Consider the following 13,122-nt stretch of genomic DNA (forward strand, 5'->3'; position numbering starts at 1 on the left):
CTTTTTTATATACTGAAGCTGTAGATAAACAATACGTTCAAATTAAGTTGATGAGCCTTGATTAGCATGGTTTATGTCTTGGTTTGAATGGCGTTTTTTCAGCAACAAGGAGACTTAGAATGAAATTGAGAAAAAAATATTTAGTGGCGGCTATCGCCGCGGCGATGACGGTACCTGGAGTCAATGCGGCGGATGAAGTCCAAGAGCAAGCGACAACGCAATTGCAGTTTTCGCAGCCGATTGATTTGTCGAATCAAGCATCTGATTTAGATTCTGCTTATAAAGCCAAATTGATACGCTTAGGAAATGGGGCATTGATTTCGGTATTTGGTGATGCGGTTGATGCGAGTAAAGTTGTTTATGATTTAAAAGATGATGCAGAACGTCCAGCAAGAGATATCTTCATTCGTACCTGTGACAGCATCAATACAGACTGCGCGTTGGATGAAAACTGGAGTGCGCCTGAGAATGTTTCAGGAACGGCTGAACTATCCAGTATCAGTACTGATATTAACGGTGACTTAGACGGAAGCACTGCTAGAACATCTTACTATGGGGATTCGGATAAACCGAATATTTCACAAGGTGGTTCAAATATCATGATTACTTGGACGGATAAGTACTGTGATGCTTTGCCAGGTGATGCGGATGGTGAGACGAATCAAAGAACAGTCTCCTATGTAACACGTAATAATCGTGAAGTACCTTTTAGCTGTACTTATGCTCGTTATGCTTCAGTCTCAGGAGCAGGTGTTATTGCATGGGGTGCAGGAAGTGAAACAGGTGGTATCCAGTTAAGTGATGGATCCCGTGATGCCAAACAGGATTCCAGTAAAGTAAATTCGCTCGGTAAATCGATTATTGCTTGGCAAGAAGATCCTCAGGGATTGCAGATTGGGGGTGGTGATGGCCCAGGGCATGGTGCTTCAGGTGCAACGGCTAATCATGGTACCGATATCTGGTTCACAACGACAACCCAAATAGATACGAAAACGGACCCTGAAACAGGAAAAGCGATTGCCGGTAAAACAACAGGTTTAAATACCATTGCACGTTTAACTGACAATACAACCAGTACGCTGAATGGTGGGCATCCGACGGTTAAAGATAAAGATGGTAATCCGGTAGATGGTGCAACTATTGATGGGGGGCAAACTGCCTCGACACGTGCCAATACAGGGTTAGTTGGACCAACTATTGTGATTGCTTATGAAGAGACAAAAGGCTCTGAAGAGATAGAAACAGGTAAATACGTTCGTTACCACAGTTTCCCTTATACAATGGATCCAAGTGCATTAGCGGATGATTCTGACGATGGAGTTCCAGGGCAGTCTGGTTGTTTGATCTCCAATCCAGCAGAAAATGCACGTCGTGTACGTTTTGTTCCGCAAGCTACGCCAGGTTCAAGTGGATTACAAATGGCTATTTTCTGGAAAGAGGGGCAGTATGACGCTGGTGGTCCATCAGACATCGTGACTCGTTTGCTTAGAAATGGGGTAAGCCATACCAATATGTCTCCTGCGGTAGCGGCAAACTGTGAAACGTCTGATTATGCAGTGTCCTCAGTTTTGGTTAATGAACCTGCTCTAAACTTGAGCAGTAATACCAAAACCGGCGGTAATTTAGAAGATACAACAGAAACCAATAATATTGAAAATGCATTGGCGCATCGTGGTGCGATTGTTGGAGATGATGTTTATATTGGTTATACCTATACCTCTGACTGGGCATTGACCACTTATACTACTTTGGATAATTATGATTTCTGGTTAAGACATTATGATGGTGCAACCGATACTTGGACAGCGCCAAAAAATATCTCTAATTTGCCGACTTTAGATTTGAATGTGCGTGAACCACGTTTTGTGAAAACGCCATTCTCTGATGACCCTGCGCAAAACTACAATCCAGATGCGTTCATTATTGCCTGGGGTAGTCAAACCAATGTGGCTTCGCATTTAGAAGATCCTTCAGATGTTGATATCTTCTATACACGTTCGTTTGATAAAGGCGTGACTATGGAGCCAATTGTCAGAATTGATAATCCTGATGGATCAGGTAGATTTGAATCTCAACTACGTCCAACACCAGATGGTCAAACATTGTATGCGGTGTGGAATGAAGAGAAAGCGGATGGATCCGTTAATGCCATGTTCTCTAAAGCCGTGAATGGTGAAGTGACCGGTGAAGATCCATACGAGGCTGTATTGTCTTCCTTGAATCCTGCTGGAACGTCTTCTTCTTCAAGTGGTGGATGTACGGTTTCCGGCAATGCCAAGTTTGATCCGGTGTTACCCGCCATTTTGGCTTCTGCGTTGGCTTTCCTAGGCTTCCGCCGTTACCGTAACCAAGGTTAAATGCAAAGCGCATAACGCGTTTAAATAACCTTTAACTTAAAAGGCGCCATTTGAGCAATCGAATGGCGCCTTTTTTATGGTCTGCGATTTATAATGAAAATTCTGATTGGGATGTGGAAGGTGTTAAATGAACAGGGCGTTCTGGTTGTCTGAGTTAGGGCTGGTATTTAAGGGTAAATTTTTACAAGAGAAGTGGTTTTACCTTGCATTGGTCTTATCTCCGCTCGCCTTGGCCGTGGGGTTATTGTGGTTTTCCGAGCTGTTTTCTCCTTTTGAGATTACCTGGATGGCCTTGTTTATTATGGTTTTCTGGCAGCCGCTGATTGAGGAGCTGTTTTTTCGCGGACTTTTACAGGGAAAGCTGTTTCAGCAGACCTGGTTCCAAGAATCATTGGCTGGAATCAGCCGGGCGAATATCGTGGTGAGTATTCTGTTCGTTGCAACGCATTTTATTTATCATCCGCCGCTTTGGGCTTTGGCGGTATTTATTCCATCTTTGATTTTTGGCTGGTTTCGTGACCGTTACGATTCCGTGCTTCCCTCAATTTTACTTCACGCCTTTTATAACGCCTCTTTTTTGACGGTATTCATTTTCCTATCCTGATGTCCTCTTGCTTATATAGAGGGTTCTCAATCAATCCATATTAGTAATTTCTAATGTGTATTAACTGGCTTTATTTATGGTGATAGAAAACTTAACCTTTATTAATGTGAAAATTTCCCATATAGTGAGTTCCGTGAAAGAGAGACAACTTTTCAAAAGGAATCAAAGGAAAAGATTATGAAAAACTCAATCCAGAATTTATTTGCGGTCAGTGTGTTAGCCGGTGCGATGATGATGAATCTAGGGGCGGCGCAGGCGAGCGATGTTGTGTCAACCGATACGAGCCTTGAGGCGACGGTTGCGGATATGCCAATTGAGGCCTTGTCGGTTGAAGAGGAGCATGGTTTGATTTTCATGCGTGAGGAAGAAAAACTGGCGCGTGATGTGTACCTGACTTTATATGATATATGGGGTCTGAGTATCTTTGAAAATATCGCCAAGTCTGAACAGAGCCATACTGATGCGATTAAACTGTTGATTGAGAAGTATCAATTGGCGGATCCGGTGGTGGACGATTCGATTGGAGTCTTTACCGATTACCATTTTGTGGAAACCTATGAAGCCTTAGTGGCCAAGGGGTCTGAAAGCTTAGAAGGTGCTCTTCAGGTAGGGAATATGATTGAAGAGTTGGACATAAAAGATATTGCTGAATCTGTTGCCGTAGTGGAAGGTAATGACGATATCGTGGCGGTTTACAGTGAACTGATGAAAGGGTCACGCAACCATCTGAGATCTTTTTGGGATGTGTTGACTAAAAAAGGCTTTACCTATGAGCCGCAGTTTATTTCTCAGGAAGAGTTTGACGCGATCATTAATTCACCGATGGAAACCACGAATTTGAAATAATCTTCCGGTGCCATTGTTATAAAGGGGCTTTTTGGCCCCTTTTTTGTGTTTGCCGCATAGGATGTTGGGTGGCATTGCGGGTAGAATGAATAGCACAGCACGACAAATGAAAACGGAACAATACAACGATGGCAACCTTAACATTGCGCAGCATTGCGATTGATACCTATAAGGAAAACGTGGCTTATTTGCACCGCAACTGCGAGGTGTACCAGAGTGAGGGTTTTCAGGCACTCAATAAGATCGAAGTGCACAGCAGTGAAAACGGTGAATCGGTGGTGGCGGTGTTGAATGTGGTGGATGACGATTCCATCGTCGCCCCGGGTGAGCTGGGCTTAAGTGAACAGGTGTTCGAACAGTTTGGTTTGCCGGAAGGCTCAAGCGTCAGAATCTGCCCGGCCAGTCAGCCCCACTCCTTTTATTATGTTCACCGTAAGATTGCCGGGAATTCCTTAAGTCATGAACAATATTTGGAGATAATCCAGGATATTTCAGCCAACCGGTATTCTAAGATCGAAATGACCGCCTATCTGGTGGCCTGCGCCGAAAGTGGCATGGATCGGGACGAGGTACTCTTCTTGACGCAGGCTATGCTTAAAACCGGAGAGCAGATCGATTGGGGCGAGTCTCTGGTGGTGGATAAACACTGCATCGGCGGCATTCCAGGCAATCGCACCAGTATGTTGATTGTGCCGATTGTGGCCGCGCATGGTCTGTTTATGCCTAAAACCTCCAGCCGAGCGATTACCTCGCCAGCGGGAACGGCAGACACCATGGAAGTGTTCAGTCGTGTGGAGCTAAGCATCAAGCAGCTTCAGAAAATTGTCCGGCAATTACGCGGCTGCCTTGCCTGGGGCGGCACTGCCAAACTTGCGCCGGTGGACGATGTCTTGATTTCGGTTGAACGCCCCTTATCGATGGATTCTCCGGGGCAGATGGTGGCCTCCATTCTTTCCAAAAAGGCCGCAGCTGGGGCGACTCACTTGATTGTCGATATTCCGGTTGGGCCGACGGCCAAGATCCGTAACCAGAGTACCGCGATGAAGCTGAGAAAGCTGTTTGAATATGTGGGTGACAACATGGGGCTTGAGCTGGAAGTGGTGATTACCGATGGCCGTCAACCTGTGGGACGCGGAGTAGGGCCGGTGCTGGAGGCGCGGGATGTGATGCAGGTCTTGGAAAATGATCCTCTGGCTCCACGCGAGTTACGTGAGAAAGCGTTGCATCTGGCGGGGAGGATTATTGAATTTGATCCCGATGTTCGCGGTGGCCAAGGTTATGCGATTGCGCGAGACATTCTCGACTCCGGACGCGCTTTGGAAAAGTTTTTGGCCATTGTGCAGGCTCAGGGAAAAAATCATCATCCCCCTAAGTTGGGTCGGATTCGACACGAGGTGTTGGCCCAGCAATCGGGAGAGGTTAAGGCCATTAATAATTTCCAGATTGCGCGTATTGCCAGTTTGGCGGGCGCGCCTATGGATAAGGGCGCTGGGGTGGATTTACATAAAAAACTGGGCGATCAGGTTCAGCAAGGCGAGCCGCTTTACACCATCTATGCCGAATTCAGTTCGGATATGAATTTTGCCAAAGAAGCGGTTGGCCACGATGTGGGCTTTACTTTGACGAGCTGAGTGAAGCCGGCGGCTTGAGAGCTTAATCGTAGGCCATTCAAGCCGAAACCCATTGCCCCTTGCCGCGTTTTTTGGCCAGATACATCGCTTTGTCCGCCTCTTTGAGGATGTCATCCACACTGACGTTCATGGTTTGATCAAACGCTTTGAGTCCGATAGAGGCTTTAACATGGGCTTGATGTTGGTTGGAAAGATCAATGGGTTGACTGATTGATTCAATCAGTTTGTCCGCCAATTCGGCGGCAAAACTTTCATTGCGGATGCCTTCGAGCAGAACCACAAATTCATCTCCCCCAAAACGTGATGCTAAATCGGTTTTGCGTATGGTGTGTTGAATGCGTTCGGCTACTTCTTTCAGTAGAATGTCCCCGGCGTCATGGCCGTATTGGTCATTGATGGCCTTAAAACCATCCAGGTCGATGAATAACAGGGCGTGTGTCTGGGGGTTGTGCGGCAGACTCAAGATAGTCTGCTCCAGTTCGGTTACTAATAACCTGCGTTTTGCCAGTCCGGTCAGATGGTCGTAGTGTGCAATTTTGTAGCTTTCGGCAAGCAATCCCTCTTTCTCTTCGCTCACTTGGTTGAAGGCGTGAATCACATGATTGTAGTAGGCGGCGATTAAGGAAGCGTCGGAATAGGGGTCGACCAGAATCTTGTGGCTAAAATCCTGTTTTTGAGCCTGAATGTTCATGGCCTGGGCCAAATCAAACATCGAGGTGGTGGCCTGGTGTTCGCTGATGTTGAGGCCCAGTATTTCGTCAGATTCCGAGACCCTTAGAGTGTAAAAGTGATTGATGCTTTTCAAAATCAGGTAGCTGAGGCTGAAAGAAAGCAGGCCAATCGCAATCACGCCCGTCAATTGAATTTTGAATTGCGCCCAAATGTCCACGTCTGTCATCAGCCAAGGCACGGCAAGGGTTCCGGCTATCCCTGCAAAAAGATGGACTGGAACCGCTTCAATGGCGTCATCGATTTTCCATTTTATCAGCAGTTCTTTACCGATGCAGTAGGCGATAAATCCAAGGACTCCGATCAGCATGGCTGAATAAGGAGAAGCTAGATGAGCCGATGCGGTGATGGCGACCAAGCCGGCTAGAATGCCGTGCATGATGGAACCCACTCTGAAATAGCCGGTGAATAGTCGACTGAATATCAATCCGGCAATGCCTCCCATTGAGGCGGCAATCAGGGTGTTAAGAATGACCAGGCCTGTCAGGTTGTTGAGGGCCAGTACGGAGCCGCCGTTAAAGCCGATCCATCCTAACCAGATTAGAAAAACGCCCAAGGCGCTGTAGGCCAGGTTGGACTGTTCAAACAGTGTGTTCTCGCCATCAAACCGTCCCAGCCTGGAACCGATTACCAGGATCGCTGCCAGGGCCGCCCAGCCGCCTACCGAGTGGACGACGGTGGAGCCGGCAAAGTCGATGAACCCCATTTGAGCGAGCCATCCCGCTTCATTCCAGACCCAATGCGCCTGTATCGGGTAAATGAACACCGATACCACCACGGCAATGATCAAATATGACAGGTATTTGGTTCTTTCCGCGATGGCGCCCGAAATGATGGTGACCGCGGTCGAGGCGAACATGGCTTGAAACAATACCATGGTCAAGTCAGAAAACTGGTTGAGATAGAAAAAACCGCTGTCTAAACCGATGATTCCATTAAAGCTCTCTCCCAACATAATGCCCGCACCAAAAACGACAAAAACCATAAACGAAATGAAGAAGTCGCTGATGTTCTTAATGGCGGTCGAGATTGAGTTTTTAGCCCGGGTAGCCCCCGCCTCAAGTGCTGTAAAGCCAGGCTGCATAAGGGCAACCAGGGTGGCGCTTAACAGAACCCAGAGAATGTCAATCGGTTGGTCGCTCATAACGTCATCTGTATTTTAAGTAGAATTATTTAATTTAAGCAAAATCTATACCTTGTTAGTTTTCAATATAAATATCCAATATGTTGTTTTATTGATTGTTGTGTTTGATTTAGTGATTGGTGAAAATTAAATTTTTTTAATTCATTTTGCACTTTAATGGTTCGTAATTGACAGGGTGGAGGTTGAAAATGCAAAGATTGGAATTGGTTTTTGGGGGAAAGTGAGATCTTTGGTTGAATTGCAAATAATTGATTGGCTTTGCTGTCATTCGGCATTTTTAGCCTTTATAATAGCCACCTGCATATCACATCTGCTTGTGTCATATACGCGCCCGTAGCTCAGCTGGATAGAGCGCTCCCCTCCGGAGGGAGAGGCCGGGAGTTCGAATCTTCTCGGGCGCGCCATTTATTCTTTTATTTTCAGAGAGTCCCTTAGTTTAGTCATTGACCTTGGGTCCTACCCAGACTTGCTGTACATTGACAAATTCCATTATTCCATGTGGGCCTAATTCTCGGCCGTATCCTGAGCGTTTGATGCCTCCGCTTGGCAAGCGTGGGTCGGTTTTTACCAAGCCGTTGATGGTGACTTGTCCAGCCTCGATCCGGGATGCCATTTGTTGCGCTTTTTTAACATCGGCTGTCCAAATAGAGGCAGCAAGGCCGTAAGGTGTGTCGTTTGCCATTTCCAGGGCATGTTCTTCGGAATGCGCTTTCATGACGACCGCGATTGGACCGAAAGTCTCTTCACAGGAAGCTTGCATTTCAGGCGTGACATCCACCAGAAGCGTAACGGGATAAAAGAAACCCGGATGATCCGGGATTTCGCCGCCCAGAAGACACTTTCCGCCTTGGGCAATCGTCATCTTGACCTGTCTGTGCAGACCGTCGCGTAAATCTTTGCGTGCGATGGGTCCTACTTGGGTTTGCGGATCGGTCGGATCGCCCATTTTCAAGGCGGCAAGACGGGCGTGCAGTTTTTCCACGAATTCGTCATAAACCGATTCCTCAACAATCAGGCGCTTGGCTGCAATGCAGGATTGTCCGGCATTGATAATCCTTGAAATCGTCAAGGCTTCGATGGCTGCATCCAGGTCTGCATCGGCAAATACCAGGCTTGGATCGGAGCCGCCCAGTTCGAGTACGGCCGGTTTGATCAGGCTGGCCGCCAGAGAGGCGACCTGACTGCCGGCGCGACTCGATCCGGTCAAGGACACCGCTTGTACGGCATCATGTCTGATGACCGCCTCAACCTGTTCACGATGAATTGGAAGGTTTTGCATCAAACCCTGCGGGACTCCGATTTTTTCGCCAACCTCCGCAAAAATATCGGCAATGGCTTGGGCGCAGGCGGGTACGTGTTCGTCATGCTTCATCAGACAGGTGTTGCCAGCCATGATTGCAGGCGCACTGAAGCGCAATGCCAGCCAGAAAGGAGCGTTCCACGGCAAAATGCCTAAAACGGGACCTAAGGGTAGATGCTGTACGTAACTGTGGGTTGCATCCGAAGGCAGGGAGATGGGGGTTAAATACGTCTCCCCATGTTCGGCGTAATGTTCGGCGCACCATGCTGCCTTTTCCACTTCGCCGTAAGCTTCTGTGATCGGTTTGCCCATTTCTAGGGTCATCAGCATGGCCAGCCGTTCTTTGTCCTCGCGCATTCGTTCAGCGACTTTTTTCAATAATTCGGATCGTGTCTTAAAGTCGCTTAACTTCCAGTGTCGAAACGCTGCGACCGAGGTTTCGATTGCAGTGGCAATCTGCTGATCCTCCAGCGGAGGAAAACGATGTGCTTCTTGCCCGGTATATGGGTTGGTTGCTACTAACATTTTATCTCCTTACTTGGCGTGTTTTTGAGAGGACTTTTTGCTCTGCTTAAGGTCCGTTTTTGACGAAGTGTTTTTTGAGTTTTCAATCGGCAGAACCGTTTTATCATTCGCTCTGCTTTTGCCCGTATCCGGTTTGATGACAAAGTCTTGTTCAAAGTCATCAAAGAACGAACCGCAACCGTCTTCGGTAATATAAAAGGTGTCGGAAATCCCACAGGTTTTATCGCCGTCAACGCCCCATAGCCACGGAATGATATGGAACGTCATCCCCGGCTTTAAAATATCCGATTGCCCTTGGTTGAGGCTGAGAATATAGCCCTCATCCCAGGAAGGCGGGAAAGCGATCCCGATTGAGTAACCTGAGCGGGTAATCAAGCGTGCGCCAACCTTGTTTTCATGCAGAATGCTACGCACCATCTTATCGACGTCGGAAACGGTCAGGCCGGGCCTCAACTCTTTGCGCAATTCTGAGAGCGCCTTTTTCATGATTTCCTGTGCCTGGTACATGCTGTCGGACAATTCGCCGCAGATTGCGGTACGCATCATGGCGGTATGATATTTCCGGTAACTGCCGGCGATTTCGATAAAAACATGCTCGCCCGGTTGAACGGTTCTTCCCTCCCAGGAGGCGTGACCGATCATGGTGCGTGGGCCGGATGTGACATAAGGCATGACCGAAGGAATTTCACCGCCGGCCGCAAACATCGCCTGGCTGATCGCACCGCCGATTTCGTTTTCGGTTACACCGGCCTGTACGGCGTCCAAGCCAGCCTGCATGCCCGCCTTGGTGGCAAAAGCCGCTTTTTTCATCACGTCAATTTCATATTGCGATTTGCAGATGCGGCTCTCTTCAACGATTCCAAAGCAGTCCATCAGGCGGCTGCGCATGAAAGACGTGCGGAATACATCTTGATGATAGGCGTTAAAATAATAGGAATTCCGCTCGTAACCGATGGTTTTACCCGCCAGACCAAATTCGACCAAAGAAGTGATCAGCATTTGGATTGCGTCCCCTGTGTCCGGGAAAGGGCGGGTGATTTCCACCCAGGTACGATGAATGACGTTGGATTCTTCCAGTTTGCGCGTCACCATGAATGGCTCGCCTTCCAGTGGCACGACTAAGGCCTGGAAGAAGGAGTAGCCGGTTGTCTGGTAATCGGTTAGGTATAAAATGTTTTCGGCATCGGAAATGATTACGGCATCCAGCAGGCGTTCCGCCATACGTACGCGCAATTCGTTAATCCGGCGTTGATATTCGGAAAACGGAAAGGTCATATCGTCTCTTTCTCTCATGGCTATGCCCTCCTTACGCCGTTTTGATCAAGCGATCAATGGATTCTTTAAAGATGGCCAATCCGCTCTGCAGGTCAGCTTCCGGAATGGTCAAAGGTGGAATCAGTTTCATGACTTCACCCCCTATTCCGCAAGGTCCAAACAGCATGCCATGCTCAAAACAGTCTCTGGCGATGGCTTTTGACAAGGTTCCATCGCCAATGTCCAGCGCCTGCATCATGCCTTTGCCGCGAACCTTGAAGTTTTTCTCCGGGTATTGGTCGGCAATGTCCTGAAGCGCGGTGCGCATGATCTCGCCTTTAGTTCGAGTCTCTTCCATAAAACGGTTGTCTTCAAAGTAACGTAACGCTTCTCTTCCGGCGACAAACGACAGGTTCTGACCACGGAAGGTGCCGGTATGTTCCCCTGGTTGCCAATGTTTGTCGTGTTCCGGTTTAACCAGGTTCATCGCCATCGGTGTTCCGATGCCGCCGATTCCTTTTGCCAGAGTAATGATGTCCGGTTGAATCCCCATCTCTTCAAAACTGAAATAATGTCCGGTGCGGCCGCATCCGGCCTGGATGTCGTCCACAATTAACAAGGCTCCCAGGTCTTTTGCCAGTTTTTGCAACGCTTGCATCCATTCGGTGCTTGCAACGTTCACCCCGCCTTCTGCCTGGACGACTTCAACCATAAAAGCCGCCGGCGGTTCGGTGCCGCCGGAACTGTTTTTAAAGAGTGCGCGCAAGGTATTCAGGCTGTCCAGCCCTCCGCCTTCATGGGTTTCGAACGGCCAGCGTATGACGTTGTTTAGGGAGACTCCGGCGGCGTTGCGGAAGTAGCTGTTGGCCGTACAGGCCAGTGCGCCTAATGTCATGCCGTGAAAGCCTTGAGTGAAGGAGACGACCTGTTCCCGTCCGGTGACTTTGCGGGCAAGTTTTAATGCCGCTTCTACCGCATTGGTTCCGGTGGGTCCCATGAACTGGAGTTTATAGTCCATGTTTCTGGGTTGTAAAATCGTTTCGACAAAGGCTTGGATGAAGTTACGTTTTGGAGGCGTCATCATATCCAAGGTGTGAATGACCCCGCCGGACTGTAAATAGTCCACCATGGCATTGGTCATTTTGGCATTGTTGTGCCCAAAGTTGAGCACGCCTGCACCAGCATAGAAGTCAATGTAGACCTTGCCGTCTTCATCGACTTGGCGGGCATTGTCTCCCTTGACGAAAACAGCTGGATAAGCCCGGCTGTAAGCGCGAATATCGGATTCATAAGCTGCAAACCAATCCATAACTACCACCCCACTTTTTAAGAAAAATAAGATTGCTTTTAGTGCAATCAAATAACATCAAGCATGATTCAGACCAGATAATTTTGAAAAAGAGCGCATAACGGTTTCGATGAGTCGGTCATTGAACTCGTAATGCGGGTTGTGACAGGGGTAATGATATTTGTGCCCCTCGGCCTGATTTTCGGCCATGCCGATGAGTGCGAAGGCCCCCGGAATCTTTTGAAGGTAATAACTGAAATCTTCCGAAGCCATGATGGGAACCATCAACTCAGTGTTGGAATAGTCCTCTCCCAATTCGCTCTTGAGCACGGTTCGATAGATTTCAGCCGCATTGGCATCGTTGATGGTCGCTTCGTAGCGCGGTAGGATTTCGACCTTGGCTTCTACGCCATACGTTTTGGCGGTGTCCTCGGCGATTTGCACAATGAGTTCATTGATTTGTGCTCGCCACTTAGGATCGGAAATTCGAATCCCTCCGGCCATGTGCACGATTTGTGGAATCACGGTCACGTCACTGTCGGCGTTCAGGCGGGTGACACTGACCACGGCCGAGGCTTGTGGAGGCAGTTTACGACTGACGATCTGTTGAAGATTCAAGGTGATGGCTGCGGCGGCAAGCACCGGATCTCGACAAGCTTCCGGTTGGGAAGCGTGACCACCAAGCCCTTTTACTTGGATATGAAAACTGCCGTTGCCGGACATTACGGCGCCGTCTGGGCAGACCGCTTTTCCATATGGGATGGCAGGCCAGTTATGCCAGCCAAAAATCACATCGATGCCGTCAAGGGCACCGTCTTCAATCATTTTTTTGGCGCCATGACCGCCTTCCTCGGCAGGCTGGAAAATCAAACTCACCGGCCCGGGCAGTTTGGGTTCATGGTTTTTTAGCCAGATAGCCGTTCCCAAAAGCGCCGCCATGTGACCATCATGTCCGCAAGCATGCATTTTCCCGGATTCGGTTGAGCAGAATTCCACGTTGGTTTGCTCGTTAATCGGTAAGGCATCCATGTCGGCACGCAAAGCCACATGCCTGCCTAGACGCTCGGGAGCCAGGGTTGCAACGGTACCATGTGTGGCACAGGCGCGCCATTCGATTCCCCAATCGTCTAAACAATCGCGAATCTTTTTGGCGGTGTGCTCTTCCTGCCAGGTCAGTTCAGGGTGCTGGTGAAACCAGTGGCGTAATGTTATCGCCTGATTGACTGCTTTTTCCCATGTCATGTGCTCACCGTCCTTATTGGTTGGGACTGCTGGCTAAATAATCTTAGCAAAATGAGGGTGCCTAACAGTCGGGTTAATTTCATCCTAACAATTTGATATTCAAGTTTAAAGGGGATCAGGCATCAAAGACTGAATAAACAATCGCTTTGCAAAATGAGGATTCTTACCAGGCCTGCCGGTTTTGGATTGAGTGGTTTTTATA

Annotated in this window: 9 protein-coding genes and 1 tRNA gene; 5 read left to right on the top strand and 5 right to left on the bottom strand. The window is 48.5% G+C overall.

Annotated features, from left to right (window positions below):
- The first annotated feature begins 119 nt into the window (after nucleotides 1–119).
- The 4 genes from B076_RS13325 (at nucleotide 120) to B076_RS0101955 (ending at nucleotide 5,438) form a co-directional block, all read left to right on the top strand.
- Entirely contained in the window at nucleotides 120–2,357 is a 2,238-nt protein-coding gene (locus B076_RS13325; RefSeq protein ID WP_028485821.1) for a choice-of-anchor O protein, read from the top strand.
- Between the two features lie 127 nt (nucleotides 2,358–2,484).
- The gene (mrtJ, locus tag B076_RS0101945) at nucleotides 2,485–2,961 is read left to right on the top strand and encodes a JDVT-CTERM system glutamic-type intramembrane protease MrtJ (protein WP_051347110.1); all 477 of its coding nucleotides are present in this window, start codon (nucleotides 2,485–2,487) and stop codon (nucleotides 2,959–2,961) included.
- A gap of 177 nt (nucleotides 2,962–3,138) precedes the next feature.
- Nucleotides 3,139–3,807, top strand: a complete 669-nt coding sequence (locus B076_RS0101950) for a DUF2202 domain-containing protein (protein ID WP_084205678.1) — start codon at nucleotides 3,139–3,141, stop codon at nucleotides 3,805–3,807.
- 128 nt (nucleotides 3,808–3,935) lie between these two features.
- On the top strand, nucleotides 3,936–5,438 hold the full coding sequence (locus tag B076_RS0101955; protein WP_028485824.1) for a thymidine phosphorylase family protein: 1,503 nt from the start codon (nucleotides 3,936–3,938) through the stop codon (nucleotides 5,436–5,438).
- A 37-nt stretch (nucleotides 5,439–5,475) separates the two neighbouring features.
- Here B076_RS0101955 and B076_RS0101960 read toward each other — a convergent pair whose 3' ends face one another.
- Nucleotides 5,476–7,311 (bottom strand): ammonium transporter, encoded by a 1,836-nt coding sequence (locus B076_RS0101960; RefSeq protein ID WP_028485825.1) that lies wholly within the window; start codon nucleotides 7,309–7,311, stop codon nucleotides 5,476–5,478.
- 327 nt (nucleotides 7,312–7,638) lie between these two features.
- On the opposite strand from B076_RS0101960, the gene B076_RS0101970 reads away from it, so the two are divergent.
- Nucleotides 7,639–7,715, top strand: a tRNA-Arg gene (locus B076_RS0101970).
- Between the two features lie 32 nt (nucleotides 7,716–7,747).
- Here the strand turns inward: B076_RS0101970 and B076_RS0101975 are convergent.
- Genes B076_RS0101975 through doeB2 form a run of 4 tightly spaced genes read right to left on the bottom strand, consistent with a single transcriptional unit; the run spans nucleotide 7,748 to nucleotide 12,920 of the window.
- Nucleotides 7,748–9,136: an NAD-dependent succinate-semialdehyde dehydrogenase gene (locus B076_RS0101975; RefSeq protein WP_028485827.1), complete on the bottom strand. Its 1,389-nt coding sequence runs from the start codon at nucleotides 9,134–9,136 to the stop codon at nucleotides 7,748–7,750.
- Nucleotides 9,137–9,145: 9 nt separating this feature from the next.
- Nucleotides 9,146–10,429 (bottom strand): ectoine hydrolase, encoded by a 1,284-nt coding sequence (gene doeA / locus B076_RS0101980; RefSeq protein ID WP_028485828.1) that lies wholly within the window; start codon nucleotides 10,427–10,429, stop codon nucleotides 9,146–9,148.
- 13 nt (nucleotides 10,430–10,442) lie between these two features.
- Nucleotides 10,443–11,699 carry an aspartate aminotransferase family protein gene (locus B076_RS0101985; RefSeq protein ID WP_028485829.1) on the bottom strand — a complete coding sequence of 419 codons (1,257 nt, stop codon included), beginning with the start codon at nucleotides 11,697–11,699 and terminating at the stop codon, nucleotides 10,443–10,445.
- Nucleotides 11,700–11,756: 57 nt separating this feature from the next.
- A complete protein-coding gene (doeB2, locus tag B076_RS0101990) occupies nucleotides 11,757–12,920 on the bottom strand; it encodes a N(2)-acetyl-L-2,4-diaminobutanoate deacetylase DoeB2 (RefSeq protein WP_028485830.1) in 1,164 nt (387 codons plus the stop codon).
- Nucleotides 12,921–13,122: the final 202 nt, after the last annotated feature.

Source organism: Thiomicrorhabdus chilensis DSM 12352, assembly GCF_000483485.1.
Classification (GTDB): domain Bacteria; phylum Pseudomonadota; class Gammaproteobacteria; order Thiomicrospirales; family Thiomicrospiraceae; genus Thiomicrorhabdus; species Thiomicrorhabdus chilensis.

What these genes read in the sequence shown, in the direction of transcription:
- B076_RS13325 (WP_028485821.1), top strand. Translation starts at nt 120, where the DNA reads ATGAAATTGAGAAAAAAATATTTAGTGGCGGCTATCGCCGCGGCGATG.
- mrtJ (WP_051347110.1), top strand. Translation starts at nt 2,485, where the DNA reads ATGAACAGGGCGTTCTGGTTGTCTGAGTTAGGGCTGGTATTTAAGGGT.
- B076_RS0101950 (WP_084205678.1), top strand. Translation starts at nt 3,139, where the DNA reads ATGAAAAACTCAATCCAGAATTTATTTGCGGTCAGTGTGTTAGCCGGT.
- B076_RS0101955 (WP_028485824.1), top strand. Translation starts at nt 3,936, where the DNA reads ATGGCAACCTTAACATTGCGCAGCATTGCGATTGATACCTATAAGGAA.
- B076_RS0101960 (WP_028485825.1), bottom strand. Translation starts at nt 7,311, where the DNA reads ATGAGCGACCAACCGATTGACATTCTCTGGGTTCTGTTAAGCGCCACC.
- B076_RS0101975 (WP_028485827.1), bottom strand. Translation starts at nt 9,136, where the DNA reads ATGTTAGTAGCAACCAACCCATATACCGGGCAAGAAGCACATCGTTTT.
- doeA (WP_028485828.1), bottom strand. Translation starts at nt 10,429, where the DNA reads ATGAGAGAAAGAGACGATATGACCTTTCCGTTTTCCGAATATCAACGC.
- B076_RS0101985 (WP_028485829.1), bottom strand. Translation starts at nt 11,699, where the DNA reads ATGGATTGGTTTGCAGCTTATGAATCCGATATTCGCGCTTACAGCCGG.
- doeB2 (WP_028485830.1), bottom strand. Translation starts at nt 12,920, where the DNA reads ATGACATGGGAAAAAGCAGTCAATCAGGCGATAACATTACGCCACTGG.